This is a genomic window from uncultured Lutibacter sp. (assembly GCF_947493565.1).
GTDB classification, from domain to species: Bacteria; Bacteroidota; Bacteroidia; order Flavobacteriales; family Flavobacteriaceae; genus Lutibacter; species Lutibacter aestuarii.
Window position 1 is genome coordinate 260,577 of sequence record NZ_CANLRG010000006.1, and the last position, 23,527, is coordinate 284,103.

Sequence of the window (23,527 nt, forward strand, 5' to 3'; positions counted from 1 at the left end):
TTTTTACATTTTTAAATTCGAATCCATCAATATTATTATGGCAAGAAAAACCGATAAATACACTGTAAAAAAATTTAATAAAATTTCGATTGGTTTATCGTCTCCAGAAGCAATTCTAGAGAAATCAAACGGAGAAGTTTTAAAACCTGAAACTATTAACTACCGAACTCATAAACCAGAACGAGATGGATTATTTTGTGAGAGAATTTTTGGACCTATAAAAGATTTTGAATGTGCTTGTGGAAAGTACAAAAGAATTCGTTATAAAGGGATAGTTTGTGACCGATGTGGTGTTGAAGTAACAGAGAAAAAAGTTCGTAGAGATAGAGTAGGACATATTAATTTAGTAGTTCCAGTAGCTCATATTTGGTATTTTAAATCATTACCTAACAAAATGGGATACCTTTTAGGATTGCCATCTAAAAAGTTAGATATGATTATTTACTACGAAAGATATGTAGTAATTCAGCCAGCTGGTGCTAAAAATGCTGACGGAGAACCATTGCAAAAAATGGATTTCCTTACAGAAGAAGAATATCTAGATATTCTTGAAACATTCCCTATTGAAAATCAATATTTAGATGACAGCGATCCTGAAAAGTTTATCGCTAAAATGGGAGCAGAATGTTTAATTGACTTATTTAATAGAATTGATTTAGATCAATTATCTTATGAATTACGTCATAAAGCAAATACAGAAACTTCAAAACAACGTAAAACTGAAGCTTTAAAAAGACTAAATGTTGTAGAATCATTTAGAGATGCTAATAAAAACAGAGAGAACCGTCCAGAATGGATGATAATGAAAGTAATTCCGGTAACTCCTCCAGAATTACGTCCATTAGTACCATTAGATGGAGGACGTTTTGCAACTTCAGATTTAAATGATTTATACCGAAGAGTTATTATTCGTAACAATCGTTTAAAAAGATTGGTTGAAATCAAAGCTCCAGAAGTAATTTTACGTAATGAAAAACGTATGTTACAAGAATCTGTAGATTCATTATTTGATAACACTCGTAAATCATCAGCTGTAAAAACAGAGTCTAACAGACCTTTAAAATCACTATCTGATTCCTTAAAAGGTAAACAAGGACGTTTCCGTCAAAACTTGTTAGGGAAACGTGTTGATTATTCTGCACGTTCAGTAATTGTTGTTGGACCAGAGTTAAAGTTATACGAATGCGGATTGCCAAAAGATATGGCAGCTGAATTATACAAACCTTTTGTAATTAGAAAATTAATTGAAAGAGGAATTGTTAAAACAGTAAAATCTGCAAAAAAAATTATAGATAAAAGAGAACCAGTAGTATGGGATATTTTAGAGAATGTTTTAAAAGGACATCCTGTAATGTTAAACCGTGCTCCTACCTTACACAGATTAGGTATTCAAGCATTCCAACCTAAATTAATTGAAGGAAAAGCAATTCAGCTACATCCATTGGTATGTACAGCTTTTAATGCCGATTTTGACGGTGACCAAATGGCAGTTCACTTACCATTAGGACCTGAAGCTATTTTAGAATGTCAGTTACTAATGCTAGCATCACATAATATACTAAACCCAGCTAATGGAGCACCTATTACAGTGCCTTCACAGGATATGGTATTAGGTTTATATTATATGACAAAAGAAAGAAAATCAACTCCTGAAGCTCCTGTAAAAGGAGAAGGGTTAACTTTCTATTCTCCTGAAGAAGTAACCATTGCTTTTAACGAAAAAGCTGTTGATTTAAATGCTTGTGTTAAAGTTAGAACTAAAGACTTTAATGAAAATGGAGAGTTAGTTGATCAAATTATTGAAACTACTGTGGGTAGAGTTTTATTTAACGAAGTAGTTCCAGAATCAGCAGGTTATGTAAATGAGGTATTGAATAAAAAATCATTAAGAGATATTATTGGTCAAATTTTAAAAGTGACTGATGTTCCTACAACAGGAAAATTCTTAGATGATATGAAAGGGATGGGATATAAATTTGCATTCCAAGGAGGATTATCATTTAGTTTAGGTGATATTATTATTCCACCAGAAAAACACAAAATGATAGCTGATGCTAACGACCAAGTTGACCATATTATTGCTAACTATAACATGGGTATGTTAACTAATAAAGAACGTTACAATCAGGTTATTGATATTTGGGGTTCTACAAACAATCGTTTAACAGAACTTTCTATGAAGCGATTACGTGAAGACAAACAAGGATTTAACTCGGTGTATATGATGTTAGATTCTGGTGCAAGGGGTTCTAAAGAACAAATTCGCCAGTTAACAGGTATGCGTGGTTTAATGGCAAAACCTAAAAAATCGACAGCAGGAGGTGGAGAAATTATTGAAAACCCAATTTTATCAAACTTTAAAGAAGGTTTATCAATTTTAGAATACTTTATTTCTACTCACGGTGCTCGTAAAGGTTTAGCAGATACGGCTTTAAAAACAGCCGATGCAGGTTACTTAACACGTCGTTTAGTTGATGTTTCACAAGATGTTATTGTAAATGAGTTTGATTGTGGTACTTTAAGAGGGTTAAATGTACAACCACTTAAAAAGAATGATGAAATTGTTGAAACACTAAGCGAAAGAATTTCAGGACGTGTATCACTTCATGATGTTATTGATCCAATTACAGAAGAAGTATTAGTAAAATCAGGACAAGAAATTTCTACTGAGATTGCTAAGAGAATTGAAAATTCAGCAGTAGATAGTGTTGAAGTTCGTTCTGCATTAACTTGTGAAGCTAAAAAAGGAATTTGCTCTAAGTGTTATGGTCAAAGTTTATCAACCAGAAATATGGTTCAAATTGGAGAAGCTGTTGGTGTAATTGCAGCACAATCTATTGGAGAACCTGGTACTCAGTTAACCTTAAGAACTTTCCACGTTGGTGGGGTTGCAGGAAATATTTCTGAAGAAAACACATTAACATCTAAATTTGCTGGAAAAGCGGTAATTGAAGATTTAAGAACTGTAAAAAGTATTGATTCAGATGGAAACGAGGTAGATATTGTTATTTCTAGAACTTCAGAAGTTAAATTAGTTGATGAAAAATCTGGATTAACATTAAGTACTAATAATATACCTTATGGTTCATTTATCTATATCACTGATGGTCAAAAGCTTAAGAAAAATGATGTAATTTGTAAATGGGATCCATTTAATGGTGTAATTGTTTCTGAATTTGCAGGAATTATTGAGTTTGAGAATATTGAAAAAGGTGTAAACTACCTTGTGGAAATTGATGAACAAACTGGTTTCCAAGAAATGGTAATTACTGAATCTAAAAATAAAAAATTAATTCCTACTTTATTAGTTAAGGATGATAATGATAATGTGATTAGATCTTATAATTTACCTGTTGGAGCTCATTTAATTGTTGAAGATGGAGATAAAATACCTTCAGGTAAAATAATTGTAAAAATTCCACGTAAATCTGGTAAAGCAGGTGATATTACGGGTGGTTTACCAAGAGTTACTGAGTTATTTGAAGCACGTAACCCATCTAATCCTGCTGTGGTTTCTGAAATTGACGGTGTTGTTACTTTTGGAAAAATTAAGAGAGGTAACCGTGAAATAATAGTTGAATCTAAATTAGGAGAAATTAAGAAGTATTTAATTAAACTTTCTAATCAAATTTTAGTTCAAGAGAATGACTTTATCAAAGCGGGTATGCCACTTTCAGAAGGAGCAATCACACCTAATGATATATTAAATATTGAAGGTCCAGCAGCGGTTCAAGAATATTTAGTAAATGAAATTCAAGAGGTGTACCGTTTACAAGGGGTAAAAATTAACGACAAACACTTTGAAGTTGTTGTACGTCAAATGATGCGTAAAGTTAGAATTATTGATTCTGGAGATACATTGTTCTTAGAAAATCAATTAGTTCATAAAAATGACTTTATTGAAGAAAATGACGAAATTTATGGAATGAAAGTAGTTGAAAATGCAGGAGATTCTGAAAACTTAAAAGAAGGACAAATTATTACACCTCGTCAATTACGTGATGAAAATTCTGTTTTACGTAGAGAAGATAAAGCTTTAGTTGAAGCTAGAGATGCACAACCTGCAACTGCAGAACAAATACTGCAAGGTATTACAAGAGCATCGCTTCAAACTAAATCATTTATTTCTGCAGCATCATTCCAAGAAACAACCAAAGTTTTAAACGAAGCTGCTGTAAGTGGTAAAGTGGATGACTTAGAAGGATTGAAAGAAAATGTAATTGTAGGTAAACGTATACCTGCAGGTACAGGAATGAGACAATATGATAATATTATTGTAGGGTCTAAAGAAGAAATGGATTCAAACTTTTAATTATGAGTGATCAAAAACCTAAAAACGAAGGACAAATTAATATTGAATTGGATGATAAAACTGCTGAAGGAACCTATGCGAACTTAGCCATTATTAATCATTCGGTTTCAGAATTTATTGTAGATTTTATAAGTGTAATGCCAGGGCAACCTAAAGCTAAAGTAAAATCGAGAATAATTTTAACTCCTCAACATGCTAAACGTTTGGTAAAAGCTTTGGCAGAGAACGTGAAAAGGTTTGAAAATAATCACGGAGAAATAAAAGACTATGAACAGCCTCCAATTCCAATGAATTTTGGACCAACAGGTGAAGCATAAAACTAAAAAAATCCCGAACATTTGTTCGGGATTTTTTTAGTTTAAAATTACTTTATCATAAGCTTTTTTTAATTTTTTAATCACAAGTTCAATTTCATTTTCGTCTAAATGTCCAAAACCAAAACGAATAGCACAAGTATTTTTATCTTGATAAAGAATTGTTTTTGGCAAAAATAAATCATCTTTTTCAGCTTCTTTGGATAGTTTTACTAGCGAAATTTTAGGATGAAATCGTAACCAAATGGCCAATCCACCTGAAGGAATTTTCCATTGTATTGTTTCAAAAAAATATTTAGTTAAAAGATTACATATTAAATCACGTCTTTTTTTATAGATAACAATATTCTTTTTAGTAAGCCGGTAAATTTCACCTTCATTAATTAATTCTGATAGCATTTGTTCTTGTATTAAATCACCTTGTTTATCAAGTAACTCTAAATAATTCTTAGCTTCTGAAATTAAATTTTCAGGTGCTATTACAAACCCAGTTTGAAAACTTGGAAATAAGGATTGCCCAAATTTTCCTAAATAAATAACCATACCGTTGGCGTCAGCACTTGCCATAGGTAACATTGCTGAACCTTCAAACTGAAAATCGTAATCATAATCATCTTCAATAATAGCAAATCCGTATTCTTTAGCAAGTTGTAGTAATTTTAAACGGCGTTCTGCACTTAAAGTTACTACTGTTGGATAATCTCTATGGGAACATATATATATACATCTAATACTATTTTTTACAAAATGCTTTTTAATGTACTCAACATCTATGCCTTCATTATCTACAGGGATTGTTTTTATACTTGCACCTGTTTGTTGAAAGATCATATTTGAAGCATAATTACTTAATTGCCCTACTAATACAACATCGTTTTGTTTTATTAAAAGTTGTGAGATTACGTATAAACTCATTTCTATACTACGTGTATTTATTAAGTTATTTGGACTTATATGAAAGCCTCTAGTTGCATTTAAGTAATTGCATAGTTGAGTTTGAAATGAAGAGTTGAAAAAATCGTTTGATTTGTTCCATTTATTTATTAACGTTTTTCGTTTCATAGCAGCACTGTACCATCTTGTAAATTGATGTACAGGATGTAAACGTATATCAGGTTTACCATCATTAATAGTATATTTAGCGTTTGTATATTCAACTGTTGAAGCTAAATGAAATGACTGTTGAAAAGGGAAACCTGTGGTTTTAGCATAGATATATGCTTCATTTATTTTTTGAGAAGTTGCTTTTATCTTTGCTGTTTTTTGTTCTGGTTCTAAAACAAATGTGCCTTTATTTGGAATAATTTCTACCCAACCTTGAGAGGCTAATTCTTCATAGATTGCAACAGCAGTATTTCTGTGAACCTTTAATAATTGACTTAATACACGAGTTCCTGGTAGCCTAGTGCCCTTGGTTAAATAACCACGCTGAATAGCGTTTACAACTTGTCCAGATACCTGAAGATATAGAGGTTGTGATTTAGATTTATCTAAATTAATTAACTGTCTAAAAAGAGTGTTAACCGGACTATCTATCATTTTGAATCTGGACTATTTTAATCGTCCGGAAAGTTACTAATTTTGCTGCGTTTTAAATCATTATTTATGAAAATTTCGATTAAATTAATATACATTTTATTATGTACTTGTGCCTCGGTATATGCACAAAATGACACAATTAAGTTAAAGGAAGTACAAATTACTTCTAATAGAATTGCATTGCCTTTTTCAAAAGAATCAAGAACAATTAACCTAATTACTTCAGAACAGATTCAAAATTCACCAGCTTCAAATGTTGCTGATTTATTACAAAATATTATAGGAATAGATATTAGAAGAAGAGGTGTTGATGGTATGCAATCTGACCTTTATATTAGAGGAGGAAACTTTGATCAAACACTAGTTTTAATTGATGGGGTAAAAATGGATGATCCACAAACAGGTCACCATTCAATGAATGCAATTTTAGCTTTAGATAATATTGAAAGAATTGAAATTATTAAAGGACCAGCAGCTCGTATTTATGGTCAAAATGCATTTACTGGAGCAATCAATATTGTGACTAAAAAAATTCATAGCAACTCATTAAAAGTAGATTTAGGGTATGGTTCTTATGAAAATAAAAAAGGAGGAGCAACCTTTAGTCAAACTTTTGATAATGGTGGAATATTAGCCTCTGTTGGTTATCAGGAGTCTGATGGGTATAGATTTAATACAGATTTTGAAAATGTAGCTGCTTTTTTAAAATCTGATGTTAAAAATTATAATTTGTTAGCATCATTTACGCAGCGTAAGTTTGGTGCAAACGGATTTTATGCAAACCCAAATTATAAAGATCAATATGAAGAAACTCAAACAAGTTTAATAGCTTTAGGAGCAACATATAATTCGGGTAATGTAACTATTAAACCTCGTTTATATTGGAGAAGAAATCAGGATATGTATTTGTTTTTACGTCATAATCCCCCAGCATATAGAAATCTTCACATTTCTAATAAAGTTGGAGCTGAAACAAATATGGTAATTAATTCTTCATTAGGTAAAACTGGAATTGGTATTGATGTTTCAAGAATATTTTTGGTTAGTAATAACTTAGGAAACCATAACAGAACAATTGTAACTGGGTTTTTAGAGCATCGTTTTGAAGTTAATAATTTTGATATTGCTCCAGGGATTGCCATTAGCTCTTATTCTGATTTTGACACAAAAGCTTTTCCAGGTTTGGATTTAGGATATAGAATTTCTGACTTTTTTAAATTGTATGGAAATATAGGATATACTTATAGAACTCCTACTTATACAGATTTATATTATGTTGGACCAACAACATTAGGAAATCCAAATTTAAAACCTGAATCAGCCCTATCTAAAGAAATTGGGTTTAAATACACTAGCGGGAAATTTAATTTAGATATAGCTCTGTTTCATAGAAAATCAGATGACTTAATTGATTGGACTAAGGATAATGAAGCTGATAAATGGGAAACTAGAAATTTTAGTAAAGTTGTAACAAAAGGTATAGAAACGGCTGTATTATATAAATTTAATTTAGCAAATTACACCCAAACATTAACTATTGGATATAGTTTTATTGATGATGATATTAGAGATAGTAATATTGAATATACTCGGTATTCTTTAAATAGCATTAAACATCAGTTTACATCAAGTTTAGATACCAAATTTAATACGATATTTAGTCAAAATATTTCATATAGATATGTAGAAAGAACTGATGGAACAAGTTATAATGTGGTTGATGCAAAAGTTTTAGCTAGTTTAAAAAACGGATTTCAACTTTCATTGGCAGCAAATAATATTTTTAATACAGCATATACCGAAACAAATATAGTACCTATGCCAAAAGGAAATATAATGCTCGGTTTAAATTATAAAATTTACTAGGTACTTCCTAAATAATAAAAAAGCTGTTTGAAATTTTAAACAGCTTTTTTTATATTTTAATTTTAGCAATTTTTTGATGAATATCATTTATTTGAAGTAATGCGGCTGAACCGTACCATAGTTTTAAGTCCATTTTTAGTGAACCAGCTTGTATTGCAGGATCCGTTTCGGTCAATTTTTTGGCTTCTTCAATAGTTTTAACATCAAAAATATAAATTCCCCTTAATTCTCCTTCTTCTAGAAATGGTCCTGCTAAAACCAATGTACCTTCTTCAGCCAATTTTATGATATTGTCTAAATGAGCTCTTTGTAACTTAGCAGAAGTTATAGAGTCTTTAAACCGGCTAGGCCCTTTTTTTAAAAAAGCAATTACATAAGTTTTCATACCATAAGTATCAGCCCCTAATTTTTTTGCTAATGTTTCATTAAAGTTAGAATTATTCTTAGGGCTGTTATCGGATGGTTTTTTATCAGTATTTGTACATGACAAAGCCACTAACGAAATTAAAGTTATATATAAAATAGTTTTCATAATGAAGGTTTTATAAAGTTATAACTAAAATATAATAATTATTTGTAAATTGATTTTTTTAATACAAAATGAAAGAAAATATCAAATCCTTCGAAGAGTTTTATCCGTTTTATTTAAAGCAACATAGTCATAAAGTTTGTAGGTTATTGCATGTGGTTGGAACTACAATTGTTATTGCACTAGCCATTACTGCAGTTTACCATAATGAACCTATATTATGGTTTTTTGTACCTATTGCTGGTTATGGTTTTGCTTGGGTAGGGCATTTCTTTTTCGAAAAAAATAAGCCAGCTACATTTCAATATCCTCTTTGGAGTTTAAGATCAGATTTTAAAATGTATTTTGATATTGTAACTGGAAAATTATCTTTGGATTCATCAAAAGATTAATCTTTTTGTAATTGTTTAAAATTATTTCGACAATTTGTATATCTAAATCTTAAAGACTTATTAACATATTTTTAATTGTTATTTTTAATTAAATTACAAATATGTTAAATTTCAAACGTTTTCGTTGATGTTATTTTAACATATACTTGAAAAATAGTTAAAATAATGATAAATATTTAATATTTATCTTGTCCAAAATTTAAAGTTATCGTATTTTTGTACCATAATTAACTACTAAAAGAAGCTGATATGAAAATTATCAAAAAAGTAAAAAGCCAAGACTCAAAAAGAAGGTCAATAAATGTTGATTTTAAAAATACGAAAAGTTTAACCTGGAATAATAAAAGAAGATTCGGAATATAAGAATAGAAAAAAATACATTGTAAATTGTTTGAATTAAGAGCGGTAGGCAAACCTACCGCTTTTTTTATGGTTCAAATTTTAGTGTATTTTAAAATTAAAAAAGTTCTTCAATATCAATAGCTAAGTTAGTTATAAAAGAAACAGTTTTTTTAATTTCATCACTTAATACTTTATCATTTTCTACAAAAGGAACATCGGTTCTATACATTGCTAAAAATGTTTCTAAAAAAGGAGAACTTTTTAAAGGCTGTCTAAAATGTAAAGCCTGTGAAGCATTTAATAATTCAATAGCTAAAATTGTTTCTAAATTATCAACAATTCGTTTTGTTTTAGTTGCTCCATTAGCTCCCATACTTACATGGTCTTCTTGACCATTACTAGAAACTATAGAGTCTATAGATGAAGGTGTTGCCAGTTGTTTATTTTGGCTAACTATACTGGCTGCTGTATATTGTGGAATCATAAAACCACTATTAAGGCCAGGATTTTTTACTAAAAATGGAGGTAAACCTCTTAATCCTGAAACTAATTGAAAAGTTCTTCTTTCAGAAATATTTCCTAATTCAGCCATAGCAATACCTAAAAAGTCAAACGCTAATGCCAAAGTTTGTCCGTGGAAATTACCTCCAGAAATAATTTCATCTGCATCAACAAAAATATTTGGATTATCAGTAACGGAATTAATTTCAGTTAAAAAAATCTTTTTACAATAGGAAAGAGCATCTTTACTTGCACCATGTACTTGAGGCATGCATCTAAATGAATATGGATCTTGTACATGTTCTTTAGGTTGATTTATCAACTCACTACCTTCTAAAAACTCGTTAATACGCTCAGCGGTATTTATTTGACCATTATGAGGTCTAATAAAATGAATGAGCTCATTAAATGGAGAATTTCTCCCATCAAATCCTTCTAATGAAAGTGTCCCAATTAAGTCTGCTAGGTACGATAATTTATAAGATTTCAAAATTAAATGAATTCCATAAGCACTCATAAATTGGGTTCCGTTCAATAAAGCTAGCCCTTCTTTAGATTTTAATTGAATACTATCCCAACCAAATTTTTTCAAAATATCCTCGCCACTAATTCGTTGGTTGTTGTAATAAACTTCACCTTTACCAATTAAGGGTAACGATAAATGTGCTAAAGGTGCAAGGTCTCCTGAAGCTCCTAATGAACCTTGGGTATATACAACAGGAATAATATTGTTATTGTAAAAATCAACTAAACGTTCAACAGTTTCTAATTGAACACCTGAATGTCCGTAGCTCAAAGATTGAATTTTTAAAAATAGCATTAACTTTACAATGCTTTGAGGAACTTCTTCTCCAGTGCCACAAGCATGACTCATCACTAAATTTTCTTGTAGTTGACGTAAATTATCACTGCTAATTTTTACATTACACAATGAGCCAAATCCAGTATTAATACCATAAATAGGTGAAGAATCTTGTTTTATTTTAGAATCTAAATAATTCCTGCATTTTTCAATTTTATCAATGGCTTCTTTAGATAGTTTTATTTTTTTTTCGTTATAAATTATATCACTTAAAATTGTGAAATCTATTCTTTTAGCATTTATAAAATGTATGTTGTCCATATGAAATTTTTGAGTTATCAAAATTCCACAATACTATCAATATATGCAAATTAATTGTTAAAGTAATTTAGGATTAATTTTATTGAATAATAAATTTTATCTTTGGGAAATTATTAATAAAATACATAACTAATTATGAAAAAAATATGGTTACTTATTGCAGCAGTTGCAATAGTTTCATGTAAAAACGAAGCTCCAATTAAATATGCAGTTTTAACTGGAAAAATCACAAATAAATTACCAGGAGAGTTTACTGTAAATAGTATGGATAGATCTTTTAAAGAAACAATTGAAATTGCTGAAGATGGTAGTTTTGTTGATACGTTAACTTTAAAAGCAGGTACTTATATGTTGTATGATGGAAAAAATGCAACACCAGTTTATTTAAGTGAAGGTTTTAATGTTAATGTAGCTTATGATGCAAACGATTTTAAGAACACTCTAGCTTTTACAGGTGAAGGTTCTGAAATAAGTAACTATTTGCAAGCTAAAAGTAAGACAGAGAAAGAAATAATGGGAGAAGGTATGGGAGTTTATGAACTTGAAGAAGATGAATACAAAGCTAAATTTAATGAAATTAAAACAGCTTTAAACAATCTTTTAACTTCTACTGAAGGTATTTCTGAAGAATTTAAATCAAAAGAACAACGTAATATAAATTATGGATATTTAAAAAGTATCAATATCTATGAAAGATATCATGCTCATTTTGCAAAAAAACCTGAATTTAAAGTTTCTGAAGGATTTTTAGCTGAGTTAGATGGGATGGATTATTCTAATGAAGAAGATTTTTTATTTTCTTCTGATTATAAAAATTTAGTTTCTAGTCATTATTTTAAGCAAGCTTCAAAATTAGCTGAAAAAGATTCTATAGACGCAGACTTGGCATTTTTAAAAACAGCAGCTCAAATTCAAGGTGAAACCATAAAAAATAGCTTACTTTTTGAAAACGCTAAATATGGAATAACTTATACTGAAAACTTAGAAGAGTATTATACTGCTTTTATTAATGCTTCAACAAATGAAGATAACAAAAAAGAAATTACAGAAACTTATAACAAACTTAAAGTAGTTGCTAAAGGTCAGCCATCTCCTAAATTTGAAAACTATGAAAATTATGCTGGAGGCACAACATCTTTAGATGACTTAAAAGGAAAATTTGTTTATGTTGATGTTTGGGCAACTTGGTGTGGACCTTGTAAAGCTGAAATACCGTATTTAAAAGAAGTAGAGGCAAAATACCACGACAAAAATATTGAATTTGTAAGTATTTCAATTGATAAAGCAGCAGATCATGATAAATGGAAAACTATGGTTGAAGAAAAGGAATTGAAAGGTGTACAGTTGTTTGCTGATAACGATTGGAATTCTCAATTTGTTAAAGATTATTTAATTAAAGGAATTCCTCGTTTTATTTTAATTGATACTGAAGGAAATATAGTAAGTTCAAACGCACCAAGACCATCAAGTCCAAAATTAATTAGCTTATTTAACGAACTTAACATCTAATAAGATATTTTAAAATGAGAAATATAATTGGAATTTTAGCTGTTTTCATTGCCATTTCTTGTGGTAAAGAAGAGGTAAAAGACTATGCTAAAATTGAAGGAAAAGTTAAAATCTCTAATTTGGATAAGTTTACAATTCAAGGAAAAAATTATTCAAAAGATGTAATTGTAAATAAAGATGGTAGTTTTTCTGACACTTTAAAGGTTGAAGAAGGTGTTTTTGCCATTTCTAATGGGAATGATAGAGTTACCCTATTTTTAAAAAATGGATATAACTTAGATATAGAATTTAAAGGCGAAAAATTCTCAAATGGAGTAATATTTAAAGGTGAAGGATCTGTAACAAATAATTTTATTGAAAATAAGCGTTCGTTCTATACCAGTGATTTTGCAAATCCAAATTCATATTTTCAATTAGATAAAGAACAATTTGAGGCAAGATTATCAGAAGCAAAAACGTTGCTTAAAGAATACAAAGATAATGCACCTAACTTAGACTCTATTATTGTAAAAATGGATGATAGAAATGATCAAATGTTTTTTGGATATATTGAATCTAATTATGAAAGAATGCACGAGAGTATGGCTCGTTTAGGTAAAGGTAAGATATCACCAAAATTTGAGAATTATGAAAATTTTGCAGGAGGAACTACTTCTTTAGACGATTTAAAAGGGAAATATGTGTATATAGATGTTTGGGCAACTTGGTGTGCACCTTGTAAAGCTGAAATCCCTCATTTAAAATCTTTAGAAAAACAATATCATGGAAAGAATATTGAATTTGTGAGTATTTCTGTAGATAAGCAAGATGCTTATGAAACTTGGAAACAAATGGTGAAAGATGAAGAGTTAGGAGGAATTCAACTATATGCTGATAATAATTTTGAATCTAAATTTATTGCTGAATATGGAATAAACGCTATACCAAGATTTATTTTAATAGACCCTGACGGTAAAATTGTTCAAGCGGATGCTCCAAGACCATCAAGTCCAAATTTAAAAGATCTTTTTACAGAATTAGGAATTTAAAATTTTTAAAAATTATAAAAAAAAGCGCTGGTTGTATTCAGCGCTTTTTTTATGGGTTGGTATTTTAATTAACTTAAAACTGCTCTAGAAATTACAATTTTCTGAATTTCAGAAGTTCCTTCATAAATTTGAGTAATTTTAGCATCTCGCATCAAACGTTCTACATGATATTCTTTTACAAATCCATATCCACCATGGATTTGTACAGCTTCTACAGTAACTTGCATAGCCATTTCCGCAGCATATAATTTTGCCATTGCACCGCTTAAATCATAATTTAGATGTTGATCTTTATCCCAAGCAGCTTTGATACATAAATGCCTTGCTGCTTCAATTTGAGTAGCCATATCTGCTAATTTAAAAGCAATGGCTTGATGTTTGCTAATTTCTTTTCCGAAAGCCTTTCTTTCTTTAGAGTATTTTAAAGCTAGCTCATAGGCTCCTGATGCAATTCCTAATGCTTGAGAAGCAATCCCAATTCTTCCTCCAGCTAATGTTTTCATTGCAAATTTAAATCCAAAACCATCTTCACTAATTCTATTTTCTTTTGGAACTTTTACGTCAGTAAACATCAATGAATGTGTATCAGATCCACGAATTCCTAGTTTATTTTCTTTAGGACCAACAACAAAACCTTCCATGTTTTTTTCAACAATTAAGGCATTAATTCCTTTGTGTCCTTTTTCAGCGTCGGTCTGTGCAATTACAAGATAAACGCTAGCGTTGTTACCATTTGTTATCCAGTTTTTGGTTCCATTTAATAAATAATGGTCGCCTTTATCTATTGCTGTGGTTTTTTGTGAAGTTGCATCAGAACCAGCTTCAGGTTCACTTAAACAAAAAGCACCAATAATTTCACCTTTAGCAAGTGGTACTAAATATTTTTGTTTTTGTTCTTCTGTTCCAAACGTTTCGAGTCCCCAACAAACTAAAGAGTTGTTTACTGACATTACAACCGAAGCGGAAGCATCTACTTTAGAAATTTCTTCCATTGCTAATACGTAAGATACCGTATCTAATCCACTTCCTCCGTATTTTGGGTCAACCATCATTCCTAAAAATCCTAGTTCACCCATTTGTTTAATTTGTTCAGCAGGGAACTGTTGTTTTTCATCTCGTTCAATAACTCCTGGTAATAACTCATTTTGAGCAAAATCACGAGCTGCATCCCGTATCATAATTTGTTCTTCAGTTAAATTAAAATCCATATTTAATACTATTTATAATAATTGATTATTTTTTTTTCAAATATAAGAGATTTCTTAGTGAAAATTTATTATATGTGTAAATTGTTACTTAGATTCCTAATGAAAAAATGAAATTAATTGTAAGTAAAAAATAATGCTTGTTTTAAAAGCGTTTAGATTAGATAAAATCTTCCTTAAAAGCTCATAAGTTTTGTTATATTTGTTTTTACTTTACAAGCATTAAAATAATAATTTTAAACTGATAACTATGACACAAATGTAACCTCCTTTGGGAGGAGTTTTTTATGAGTTAATTACCTGTATATATTAAAGTTAAGTCGTTAATCTAAAATTATTATTTAAAATTAAAATGAAAGAATTACTAAAAAAATACGAAAATAAGCAACCAGAAATTGTTTTTTATTGGAATGATCCAGAAACAGAAGCAGAAGGTTGGACAGTTATAAATTCATTAAGAGGTGGTGCTGCAGGAGGAGGAACCAGAATGCGTAAGGGATTGGATATGAATGAAGTACTTTCCTTAGCAAAAACTATGGAAGTGAAATTTACAGTCTCAGGACCAGCAATAGGAGGTGCAAAGTCAGGAATTAATTTTGATCCAAATGATCCAAGAAAAAATGATGTTTTAAGAAGATGGTATCAGGCAGTTACTCCATTGCTCAAACATTACTATGGAACAGGTGGAGATTTGAATGTAGATGAAATTCATGATGTAATTCCTATGACTGAAGATTGTGGTGTTTGGCATCCGCAAGAAGGAGTTTTTAACGGTCATTTTAAGCCAACTGAGGCAGAGAAAATTAATAGAATTGGTCAATTAAGACATGGAGTGATAAAAGTGATTGAAGATAAGCGATTTTCACCTGATTTGTCTAGAAAATATACAGTAGCTGACATGTTAACTGGATATGGAGTTGCTGAAGCTGTAAAACACTATTATAACATTTATGGAGGCTCTATTAAAGGAAAAAGAGCTATAGTTCAAGGGTTTGGAAATGTTGGCTCAGCTGCTGCATATTATTTAACTCAGCTCGGAGCTAAAGTTGTAGGTATTATAGATAGGGTTGGAGGTTTAATTAAAGAGGAAGGTTTTACCTTAGATGAAATGACCACTTTGTTTCTTCAAAAAGATGGAAATAAATTACGTGCCGAAAACTTAATTCCTTTTGATGAGATAAATCAGGAAATTTGGTCTATACCTGCTGAAATTTTTATTCCGGCTGCTGCATCAAGGTTGGTTACTAAAGATCAAATAACTCAAATGATACAATCTAATTTAGAGGTTATTTCTCCAGGTGCAAATGTTCCTTTTGCGGATAAAGAAATTTTCTTTGGACCAATTATGGAATATACAGATAGTCAAGTTAGTTTATTGCCAGATTTTATATCAAATTGTGGAATAGCAAGAGTATTTGCTTATTTAATGGAGTCTAAAGTTGAGTTGCCAATGAAAGATAGTGCTATATTTGGAGATACTTCAAATACTATTAAAAAAGCATTAGAAAAAACTTATCAAAAAAATACCAATAAAAAAGAAATTTGTAAAACTGCGTTTGAAATCGCGTTAAGACAATTAATTTAAATAATAATAAATGGAAGCGTTAATAATTATCATTTTTATCTTAGGTTATTTAGCAATAACTTTAGAACATAATTTAAAATTAGATAAACTAATACCAGCACTAGGTATGATGGCTATTCTATGGGCAATTGTTGCCTTTGGAATAGATGATTTTATAAATTGGTTTGATTCTGCAGGTCATCAATTAATTGAAGGGTTTGCGAGTTTTACAAGTGAAGAAAAACATCATTTATTAGAAGAAACGCTTCTGCATCACTTGGGAAAAACAGCTGAAATTTTATTTTTCTTGTTGGGTGCAATGACTATAGTTGAAATTATAGATTATTTTGATGGCTTTGCAACGTTTAAAAACTATATTAAAACAAAAAATAAGAAAAAGTTATTATGGATTTTTGCGAGCTTAGCATTTATATTATCGGCAATTATTGATAATTTAACAGCTACAATTGTTTTAATAACAATTCTTCAAAAAATTATTAATGATAAAAATACTCGACTTTGGTTTGCCAGTTTGATAATAATTGCAGCTAATGCTGGAGGTGCTTGGTCGCCAATTGGAGATGTTACCACCACTATGCTTTGGATAGGCAAAAAAGTTACTTCAGCTAAACTTATTGAGTATTTAATAATTCCATCAATATTATGTGTAGTGGTTCCTGTATTAATAGCTTCATTTATGAAACCGTTTAAAGGGAATATTGAAGTAGATTCTGTAGATGATCAGGACTCAAACAATAAAAGTAAACACGGAGCTACCATGTTGTATTTAGGTTTGTCAGCAATTATTTTTGTTCCAATTTTTAAAACAGTAACACATTTACCTCCTTATGTAGGTATGATGTTATCTTTAGCAGTGGTTGGAATTTTTGCTGAAATTTATAGTAGATCCGAATTTAATATTTCTCATATAGTTGATATTGATGGGGATGATTCACAAGGGTTTCATAGTCCAGTGCATAAGTCTTTATCAAAAATTGAAATGCCAAGTGTTTTGTTTTTCTTTGGAATATTAATGGCTGTAGCAGCATTAGAATCATTAGGTATGTTATTTATTGGAGCTGAACATTTAAAAACAATTATTCCAAATACAGATGTGGTAATTATGTTATTAGGTATTGGGTCTGCAGTGGTAGATAATGTGCCATTAGTGGCTGCTAGTATGGGAATGTTTCAAGAGCCTATAGATAGTCATTTATGGCATTTTGTAGCCTATTCTGCAGGTACTGGAGGAAGTATGCTAATAATTGGTTCTGCAGCTGGAGTAGTGGCAATGGGAATGGAAAAAATCAATTTCTTCTGGTATTTTAAAAATATAGCTTGGTTAGCGGCAGTAGGTTTTGTTGTTGGGGCTTTGGCTTTTATGTTTTTAAGAAATTTTTAAATAATTTAACCCCAAGTTTGTACTTGGGGTTTTTATATTAAAATAATAAGCCACAATTTATATCATCTAATTTCGTTTAAGAAAGTAATTAAAAATTAATTTATGTTATTAACTATTTTACAAGATGTAACAGACCCTTTAACGGAGAATGTTTCTGAAGAAAAAACGCTATCAATTTATAATTTAATAATAGATGGAGGCATAGGAGGTCAAATAATTATTGCCATTTTAATTGTATTACTTGCTGTTGCCCTGTATATTTATTTTGAACGTTTTTTTGCTATAAAAGCAGCTTCAAAAACGGATAGTAATTTTATGAATCAAATTAGAGATCATGTGTCTCATGGCAAATTAGATGCTGCTAAAATTTTATGTGCACAAACAAAATCTCCAGCTTCACGTTTAATTGAAAAAGGAATCTCTAGAATAGGAAAACCTTTAGAAGATATTAATACAGCCATTGAAAACGCTGGGAGATTAGAAATTTATAAATTAGAAAAAAATGTTCCAGTACTGGCAACTATAGCAGGAGCTGCACCTATGATTGGCTTTTTAGGAACGGTTATTGGAATGATAGTTGCAATTCATGAAATTGCAAATGCTGGTGGGCAAATAGATATAAAAATGCTGTCTGATGGATTGTATACAGCCATGACTACCACTGTTGCAGGATTAATTGTAGGTATTATTTCATACATACAATACAATCATTTAGTGGTTAGAACAAATAAAGTTGTTTATGAAATGGAAGCAAAATCTGTAGAGTTTTTAGATTTGTTAAACGAACCTATTTAATATGGATATTAGAGGTAGAAATAAAATTAATCCTAATTTCAATATGTCGTCTATGACGGATATTGTATTTCTGTTGCTGATATTTTTTATGATAACTTCTACTTTAGTGACTACAAGTGCTTTAGATATTTTATTGCCAAAAGCAAGTGGTAAAACAGAAAATAGAAAATCAGTTTCGGTTAGTATTACTAAAAATTTAGCATATTATATTAATAACTCTAAAGTGAGTGAAGCTAGTTTAGAGCAAGATTTATTGTCTTTATTAGCAGGTAAAGAAAGTCCAACAATTGTTTTAAGAGCTGAAGAAGGAGTTCCTATAGAAAAGGCTGTGAAAATAATGGATATAGCAAATAGAAATAGGTTTAAAGTAATATTAGCAGTACGACCAAAATAACGTAAATTGAGTTTATTAGACACAAAATACAAACGTAAATCAGCAGCAATCACAACTGTAATTATGAGCTTGTTGTTGGTAGCACTTTTTTTTGTTGGGATGAAATATTTAGATCCACCAGAAGAATATGGTATTGCCGTAAATTTTGGAACTTCTAATGTTGGAAGCGGTAATATTCAACCTAAAAAACCTATTAAATCAGTTGTTAATGAGCAACAGGAGGTAGAAAAAAATCAAGAAGAAGTTAAAGAAGTACAAAAAGTTTCAGAACCTGAGACCTCTAAGCAAACAACTGATATTTCTGAAGAAGTTGCTACTCAAAATAATGAAGAGGCTATAGCTATTAAAAAAGCACAAGAGCAAAAAAGAAAAGCTGAAGAGGAAGCTAAAAAAGCGCAGTTAGAAAAAGAAAGAATTGAAAGAGAAAAACAAGCAGCTATAGCAAAACAAAAAGCTGAAGAAGAAGCAAAACGAAAAAAATTAGATGCTTTAATAGGAGGGATTAATAATTCTGAAGGTACAGCAACTGGAGGAGAAGGGAATGATAATCAGGCTGGTGATAAAGGTAAAATAACTGGTGACCCTAATGCAAGTGGCTACTACGGAAATGGTGGAGGTGGTGGTAACGGAGACTATCAATTAGGAAATAGAAAGCCTTTAAGTAGACCAAAGCCTAATTATATTTGTAATGAAGAAGGATTGGTAGTTGTTAGAATTGAAGTTGATACTAATGGAAGAGTAATTAAGGCCACGGCAGGTGTTAAGGGTTCTACAAATACAGCAGCTTGTTTATTGACACAAGCTAAAGAAGCAGCATTGAAAACTAGATGGCAACCAGACGCTAACGCACCTTCTAAACAAATAGGAACTATAAAATACAGATTTTCATTATCTCAATAATTTTTAATGAACTATAACGATACTCTAAATTGGATGTTTTCTCAATTGCCAATGTATCAAAGGCAAGGTAAAACAGCTTTTAAAAAAGATTTAACCAATAGTTTAGCACTTTCTAAACATTTAAACTTTCCAGAAAAAAAAATTAAAACTATACATGTTGCAGGAACAAATGGTAAAGGATCAACCAGTCATATGCTGGCGTCTGTTTTGCAAGAAGCTGGGTATAAAGTAGGTTTGTATACCTCGCCTCATTTAAAAGATTTTAGAGAGCGAATTAAAATTAATGGTATTGAAATTAAAAAAAATGAAGTAGTTGATTTTATTGGAAATAACCAACATTTTTTATTGAAAAATCAGCTTTCCTTTTTTGAAATGACCGTTGGAATGGCTTTTAATCATTTTGCAAAGCACCATGTAGATATTGCAATTATAGAAGTTGGACTAGGAGGAAGGTTAGATTCAACAAATATTATTACTCCTGTAGTTTCTGTTATCACAAATATAGGTTATGATCATACGCAATTTTTGGGAGAAACCTTACCCGAAATAGCCTTTGAAAAAGCGGGTATTATTAAATCTAATACTCCTGTTGTTATAGGTGAATTTCAGAAAGAAGTATTTCCTGTTTTTGAAAAAATAGCCAACGAAAAGTGTGCTCCGCTATATTTAGCATCCAAGTTAAATGTTTCAAATATACAAACAGATTTAAAAGGTACTTACCAACAAAATAATTTAAAAACGGTTGTACAAACTATAAAAGTTTTAACAAACTTAGGCTATAAAATTTCTAAGCAAAACTTAAAAATAGGTTTATTAAATGTGGTAAATAACACCTCATTACTGGGGCGTTGGCAAATATTAAATGAGCAACCAAAAGTAATTTGTGATACTGGACATAATAAAGAAGGGTTAACCTATGTTTTAAAACAATTACAACAAGAGAATTTCAATAACCTACACATTGTTTTCGGAGTTGTAAATGATAAAGAGCTTAAAGAAATTCTTCCGATGTTTCCTCAAAAAGCAATATATTACTTTTGTAAACCCAATATCCCTAGAGGTTTAGATGCTGAAGAGTTGAAAAATATTTGTAAACAATTTAATTTAATTGGTAATGTATATAATTCTGTTCAAGATGCTTATGATTCAGCATTAAAAATGGCAAATACCAATGATTTGATATTTGTAGGAGGTAGTACATTTGTAGTTGCAGAAGTTGTGTGATTTTGTTTTTATTTTATTTATATTGTCTTTATTTTGATAATATAATTTTTTTATTCCAAAAATATTATTATATTAGTAATCGAAATATCAAAAAAATATTGATATCGTAATTCAATATTTTTAAATCTTTTTAATAAGATAACAAATTGAACCTCATTTAATGGATTAATTTTTTAACCACTCCTTTCCATTTTTAAATACTTTTAACCTCAAGCTTAATGATGTTAACCTCTAATAGGTTTATTATTTTTTTGAATAATAAATTGTTTTTGATTACTAACTAAATTTTATATATCATGAAAACAATTAAAAAATTATTGCTTGTATTAGTAGTGTTTGTATTTTTATTTACTACTAAAACCTATGGACAGGAAGAACCAAAAGAAGAAAATAAACCTGTTTATTTAACGGTTACAACTATGCATAGAAGTTCTGACCCTACAGTGGATTTTTCAGATTGGTTGAAGACAGAAACAGAGTATTATGAAAAAGTTACTAGTAAAAACGATTTAATTATTGGTTCAGGTTTTTACTTCCATTATTTTACACCAGATGATACAGAAGTATTGTTGGTGTCAGTTTATAAGAATTGGGATGATATTGAAAAAGCAAACGACGTTACCAATAAATTAATTGAAGAAGGCTGGCCAGATAAAGACGAAAGAGATAAGTTTTTTAAAAAGCAGTCAAGTTATTATGAAGATATGCATAGTGATGAGATTTATAGATCATTACCTTTTTCAAAATTTCATGAACCTTCAGATAAGCCTTTGATTTTTTATGTTAAAAAAAATCAATTAGGAAATGGAGGAGGTGCAGGGTTTAAAGAGTATTTTGAAAACATTACCAATAAAAATAGCTTAATAAAAGGATATTATACCCATCGTCATTTATGGGGGGCAAATAGTAAAGATGCTATTGAAGTTTTTGTATTTGATAATTTTGCTGACATTGAGAATTCCTTTAAAGAAAATAATAAATTAATTGAAGCCTATTGGGCTGATAAGGATAAAAGAAAAGAATTTTTTGATAAGTATAGTAAAATATTTTCAGGACATGGAGATTATATTTACCAAAATGTTCCAGAACTTCATAAATAAAATTGATGATAAGATGTTGACTCCAAGCCTTTTGGTTTGGAGTTTTTTTTTAGTTGTTTTTGATTTAAAAAAACATTCATGTTAATTCATTTTTTTGCTATCAAAATGTTGGTCAAATTAAAAATAGATTATATATTTGCATCCGCTTAGGGCAATTAGCTCAGTTGGTTCAGAGCACCTCGTTTACACCGAGGGGGTCGGGGGTTCGAATCCCTCATTGCCCACCAAAGTTTAAAGCTTCCAAATTTGGAAGCTTTTTTTATTTCTTTTATTAAAAAATCTTTGCTAAGTTAAAAATAGATTATATATTTGCATCCGCTTAGGGCAATTAGCTCAGTTGGTTCAGAGCACCTCGTTTACACCGAGGGGGTCGGGGGTTCGAATCCCTCATTGCCCACCAAAATTTAAAGCTTCCAATTTGGAAGCTTTTTTTATTTCTTTTTATATTCTTTTACCATTTACTTTACATAAAGTATATTTAAGTCTATAAAACAATTTTGTTAATTTTTCGTTTTTTAATAAAGGGGAAGCTAATTTTAATTAATTAAAACTATAAAATATGTTATCGAGAAAAATTTATTTAATTTTAGGTTTGTTCATCTCTCTAGTTGGATTACAAAGTTGTAGCAATAATACCGTAAATAATGATACAGCTAGAGTACAGTTAAAATTAATTGATGCTCCTGGAGATTACTTAGAAGTGAATATTGAAATAGTAGATATTTTATTTAATGACTCTGAGAATGAAGGTGGCTGGAAAAGTTTTGAATTATCTGAAGGGAAAACGTATCCATTAATGGTTGATCTTACTAAATTAATAGCTGGAAATAGTCTACTATTAACAGATCAAATTATGCCTGCTGGAATGCTAAAACAAATACGATTAGTTTTAGGAGAAAATAATACTCTTGTAATAGACGGCAATGAGAATGTAGTTCATTTAGATACGCCTAGTGCAATGCAATCTGGATTAAAATTAAATATTGATACTGAGTTAGAGGCAGGTTTTTCTTATACATTTATTTTAGATTGGGATGTACAAAAATCTATTGTAGCTGCAGGTAGTTCAAATAAATATAATTTAAAGCCTGTGATAAAAGTAAATACTGAAGTCAATTCAGGAGCTATTTCAGGAAGTGTTATCCAAGTTGTTGATAATGATGAAATTGATCAACAAGATATTTCAGTATTACTTACCGATGGGGTGAATGAATGGACCACTATTACTAACGAAGAAGGTAAATTTTTATTCCAAGGTATTCCTAGTGGAAATGATATTTATAATTTAAAAATTGAAAGAGAAGGATTTGAAACCATCGAATTAAATAATATTAGTGTTGAAGTTGGAGTAATAACCGATTTAGGTGTTCTAGAGTTAAAAATTATAGAATAATTGATGAACAATTAACCTATAAAAAAAGCTTCCAAATTAGAAGCTTTTTTTATAGGTTGTCAAATTATATTTATTTAATCCGTTTTAAAATTCCA

At 30.0% G+C, this 23,527-nt stretch carries 18 protein-coding genes and 2 tRNA genes; 16 read left to right on the forward strand and 4 right to left on the reverse strand.

All coding sequences use genetic code 11. From position 1 onward, the window contains the following. Positions 1-37: 37 nt before the first annotated feature. Both rpoC and Q0714_RS09755 read left to right on the forward strand, forming a co-directional pair. Entirely contained in the window at positions 38-4,312 is a 4,275-nt protein-coding gene (gene rpoC / locus Q0714_RS09750; RefSeq protein ID WP_298264555.1) for a DNA-directed RNA polymerase subunit beta', read from the forward strand. A 2-nt stretch (positions 4,313-4,314) separates the two neighbouring features. Beyond that, entirely contained in the window at positions 4,315-4,629 is a 315-nt protein-coding gene (locus Q0714_RS09755; protein WP_298264556.1) for a DUF3467 domain-containing protein, read from the forward strand. A gap of 36 nt (positions 4,630-4,665) precedes the next feature. Here Q0714_RS09755 and Q0714_RS09760 read toward each other — a convergent pair whose 3' ends face one another. Then, positions 4,666-6,165 carry a PLP-dependent aminotransferase family protein gene (locus tag Q0714_RS09760; RefSeq protein WP_298264558.1) on the reverse strand — a complete coding sequence of 500 codons (1,500 nt, stop codon included), beginning with the start codon at positions 6,163-6,165 and terminating at the stop codon, positions 4,666-4,668. A gap of 66 nt (positions 6,166-6,231) precedes the next feature. Between Q0714_RS09760 and Q0714_RS09765 the strand changes: the two genes are divergently transcribed. Then, a complete protein-coding gene (locus Q0714_RS09765) occupies positions 6,232-8,031 on the forward strand; it encodes a TonB-dependent receptor (protein WP_298264559.1) in 1,800 nt (599 codons plus the stop codon). 49 nt (positions 8,032-8,080) lie between these two features. Here Q0714_RS09765 and Q0714_RS09770 read toward each other — a convergent pair whose 3' ends face one another. Then, positions 8,081-8,563, reverse strand: a complete 483-nt coding sequence (locus Q0714_RS09770; RefSeq protein ID WP_298264560.1) for a YciI family protein — start codon at positions 8,561-8,563, stop codon at positions 8,081-8,083. A gap of 68 nt (positions 8,564-8,631) precedes the next feature. On the opposite strand from Q0714_RS09770, the gene Q0714_RS09775 reads away from it, so the two are divergent. Further along, complete coding sequence (locus tag Q0714_RS09775; RefSeq protein ID WP_298264562.1) at positions 8,632-8,952, forward strand: DUF962 domain-containing protein; 321 nt, start codon at positions 8,632-8,634, stop codon at positions 8,950-8,952. Positions 8,953-9,409: 457 nt separating this feature from the next. Here the strand turns inward: Q0714_RS09775 and hutH are convergent, their stop codons facing one another. After that, positions 9,410-10,918: a histidine ammonia-lyase gene (hutH, locus tag Q0714_RS09780; protein WP_298264563.1), complete on the reverse strand. Its 1,509-nt coding sequence runs from the start codon at positions 10,916-10,918 to the stop codon at positions 9,410-9,412. 135 nt (positions 10,919-11,053) lie between these two features. On the opposite strand from hutH, the gene Q0714_RS09785 reads away from it, so the two are divergent. Then, on the forward strand, positions 11,054-12,427 hold the full coding sequence (locus Q0714_RS09785; RefSeq protein WP_298264564.1) for a TlpA disulfide reductase family protein: 1,374 nt from the start codon (positions 11,054-11,056) through the stop codon (positions 12,425-12,427). A gap of 14 nt (positions 12,428-12,441) precedes the next feature. After that, positions 12,442-13,455: a thioredoxin-like domain-containing protein gene (locus Q0714_RS09790; protein ID WP_298264565.1), complete on the forward strand. Its 1,014-nt coding sequence runs from the start codon at positions 12,442-12,444 to the stop codon at positions 13,453-13,455. Between the two features lie 68 nt (positions 13,456-13,523). Here Q0714_RS09790 and Q0714_RS09795 read toward each other — a convergent pair whose 3' ends face one another. Beyond that, entirely contained in the window at positions 13,524-14,663 is a 1,140-nt protein-coding gene (locus Q0714_RS09795) for an acyl-CoA dehydrogenase (RefSeq protein WP_298264566.1), read from the reverse strand. A 349-nt stretch (positions 14,664-15,012) separates the two neighbouring features. On the opposite strand from Q0714_RS09795, the gene Q0714_RS09800 reads away from it, so the two are divergent. The 10 genes from Q0714_RS09800 (at position 15,013) to Q0714_RS09845 (ending at position 23,432) form a co-directional block, all read left to right on the forward strand. Further along, positions 15,013-16,245 (forward strand): Glu/Leu/Phe/Val dehydrogenase dimerization domain-containing protein, encoded by a 1,233-nt coding sequence (locus Q0714_RS09800; RefSeq protein ID WP_298264567.1) that lies wholly within the window; start codon positions 15,013-15,015, stop codon positions 16,243-16,245. A gap of 10 nt (positions 16,246-16,255) precedes the next feature. Further along, the gene (gene nhaD / locus Q0714_RS09805) at positions 16,256-17,626 is read left to right on the forward strand and encodes a sodium:proton antiporter NhaD (RefSeq protein WP_298264568.1); all 1,371 of its coding nucleotides are present in this window, start codon (positions 16,256-16,258) and stop codon (positions 17,624-17,626) included. A gap of 102 nt (positions 17,627-17,728) precedes the next feature. Then, positions 17,729-18,421, forward strand: a complete 693-nt coding sequence (locus Q0714_RS09810) for a MotA/TolQ/ExbB proton channel family protein (RefSeq protein ID WP_298264569.1) — start codon at positions 17,729-17,731, stop codon at positions 18,419-18,421. A gap of 1 nt (position 18,422) precedes the next feature. Then, the gene (locus Q0714_RS09815) at positions 18,423-18,815 is read left to right on the forward strand and encodes a biopolymer transporter ExbD (RefSeq protein ID WP_298264571.1); all 393 of its coding nucleotides are present in this window, start codon (positions 18,423-18,425) and stop codon (positions 18,813-18,815) included. A gap of 6 nt (positions 18,816-18,821) precedes the next feature. Next, positions 18,822-19,715 carry an energy transducer TonB gene (locus tag Q0714_RS09820; RefSeq protein WP_298264572.1) on the forward strand — a complete coding sequence of 298 codons (894 nt, stop codon included), beginning with the start codon at positions 18,822-18,824 and terminating at the stop codon, positions 19,713-19,715. 6 nt (positions 19,716-19,721) lie between these two features. Next, the gene (locus tag Q0714_RS09825) at positions 19,722-20,939 is read left to right on the forward strand and encodes a folylpolyglutamate synthase/dihydrofolate synthase family protein (protein ID WP_298264574.1); all 1,218 of its coding nucleotides are present in this window, start codon (positions 19,722-19,724) and stop codon (positions 20,937-20,939) included. Positions 20,940-21,235: 296 nt separating this feature from the next. Next, positions 21,236-22,039, forward strand: coding sequence for a hypothetical protein (locus tag Q0714_RS09830; protein WP_298264575.1), 804 nt, complete (start codon positions 21,236-21,238; stop codon positions 22,037-22,039). Between the two features lie 149 nt (positions 22,040-22,188). Beyond that, positions 22,189-22,266 (forward strand) — tRNA-Val (locus Q0714_RS09835). A gap of 95 nt (positions 22,267-22,361) precedes the next feature. Then, a tRNA-Val gene (locus Q0714_RS09840) sits at positions 22,362-22,439 on the forward strand. 159 nt (positions 22,440-22,598) lie between these two features. Further along, positions 22,599-23,432 carry a DUF4382 domain-containing protein gene (locus Q0714_RS09845; RefSeq protein WP_298264576.1) on the forward strand — a complete coding sequence of 278 codons (834 nt, stop codon included), beginning with the start codon at positions 22,599-22,601 and terminating at the stop codon, positions 23,430-23,432. The last annotated feature ends 95 nt before the right edge of the window (positions 23,433-23,527 follow it).

Bases quoted from the DNA above. Each gene is read 5' to 3' on its own strand.
- Q0714_RS09760 (WP_298264558.1), bottom strand. From the start codon at position 6,165: ATGATAGATAGTCCGGTTAACACTCTTTTTAGACAGTTAATTAATTTA.
- Q0714_RS09815 (WP_298264571.1), top strand. From the start codon at position 18,423: ATGGATATTAGAGGTAGAAATAAAATTAATCCTAATTTCAATATGTCG.
- Q0714_RS09755 (WP_298264556.1), top strand. From the start codon at position 4,315: ATGAGTGATCAAAAACCTAAAAACGAAGGACAAATTAATATTGAATTG.
- Q0714_RS09825 (WP_298264574.1), top strand. From the start codon at position 19,722: ATGAACTATAACGATACTCTAAATTGGATGTTTTCTCAATTGCCAATG.
- rpoC (WP_298264555.1), top strand. From the start codon at position 38: ATGGCAAGAAAAACCGATAAATACACTGTAAAAAAATTTAATAAAATT.
- nhaD (WP_298264568.1), top strand. From the start codon at position 16,256: ATGGAAGCGTTAATAATTATCATTTTTATCTTAGGTTATTTAGCAATA.
- Q0714_RS09785 (WP_298264564.1), top strand. From the start codon at position 11,054: ATGAAAAAAATATGGTTACTTATTGCAGCAGTTGCAATAGTTTCATGT.
- Q0714_RS09775 (WP_298264562.1), top strand. From the start codon at position 8,632: ATGAAAGAAAATATCAAATCCTTCGAAGAGTTTTATCCGTTTTATTTA.
- Q0714_RS09795 (WP_298264566.1), bottom strand. From the start codon at position 14,663: ATGGATTTTAATTTAACTGAAGAACAAATTATGATACGGGATGCAGCT.
- hutH (WP_298264563.1), bottom strand. From the start codon at position 10,918: ATGGACAACATACATTTTATAAATGCTAAAAGAATAGATTTCACAATT.
- Q0714_RS09845 (WP_298264576.1), top strand. From the start codon at position 22,599: ATGTTATCGAGAAAAATTTATTTAATTTTAGGTTTGTTCATCTCTCTA.
- Q0714_RS09830 (WP_298264575.1), top strand. From the start codon at position 21,236: ATGAAAACAATTAAAAAATTATTGCTTGTATTAGTAGTGTTTGTATTT.
- Q0714_RS09770 (WP_298264560.1), bottom strand. From the start codon at position 8,563: ATGAAAACTATTTTATATATAACTTTAATTTCGTTAGTGGCTTTGTCA.
- Q0714_RS09790 (WP_298264565.1), top strand. From the start codon at position 12,442: ATGAGAAATATAATTGGAATTTTAGCTGTTTTCATTGCCATTTCTTGT.
- Q0714_RS09800 (WP_298264567.1), top strand. From the start codon at position 15,013: ATGAAAGAATTACTAAAAAAATACGAAAATAAGCAACCAGAAATTGTT.
- Q0714_RS09810 (WP_298264569.1), top strand. From the start codon at position 17,729: ATGTTATTAACTATTTTACAAGATGTAACAGACCCTTTAACGGAGAAT.
- Q0714_RS09765 (WP_298264559.1), top strand. From the start codon at position 6,232: ATGAAAATTTCGATTAAATTAATATACATTTTATTATGTACTTGTGCC.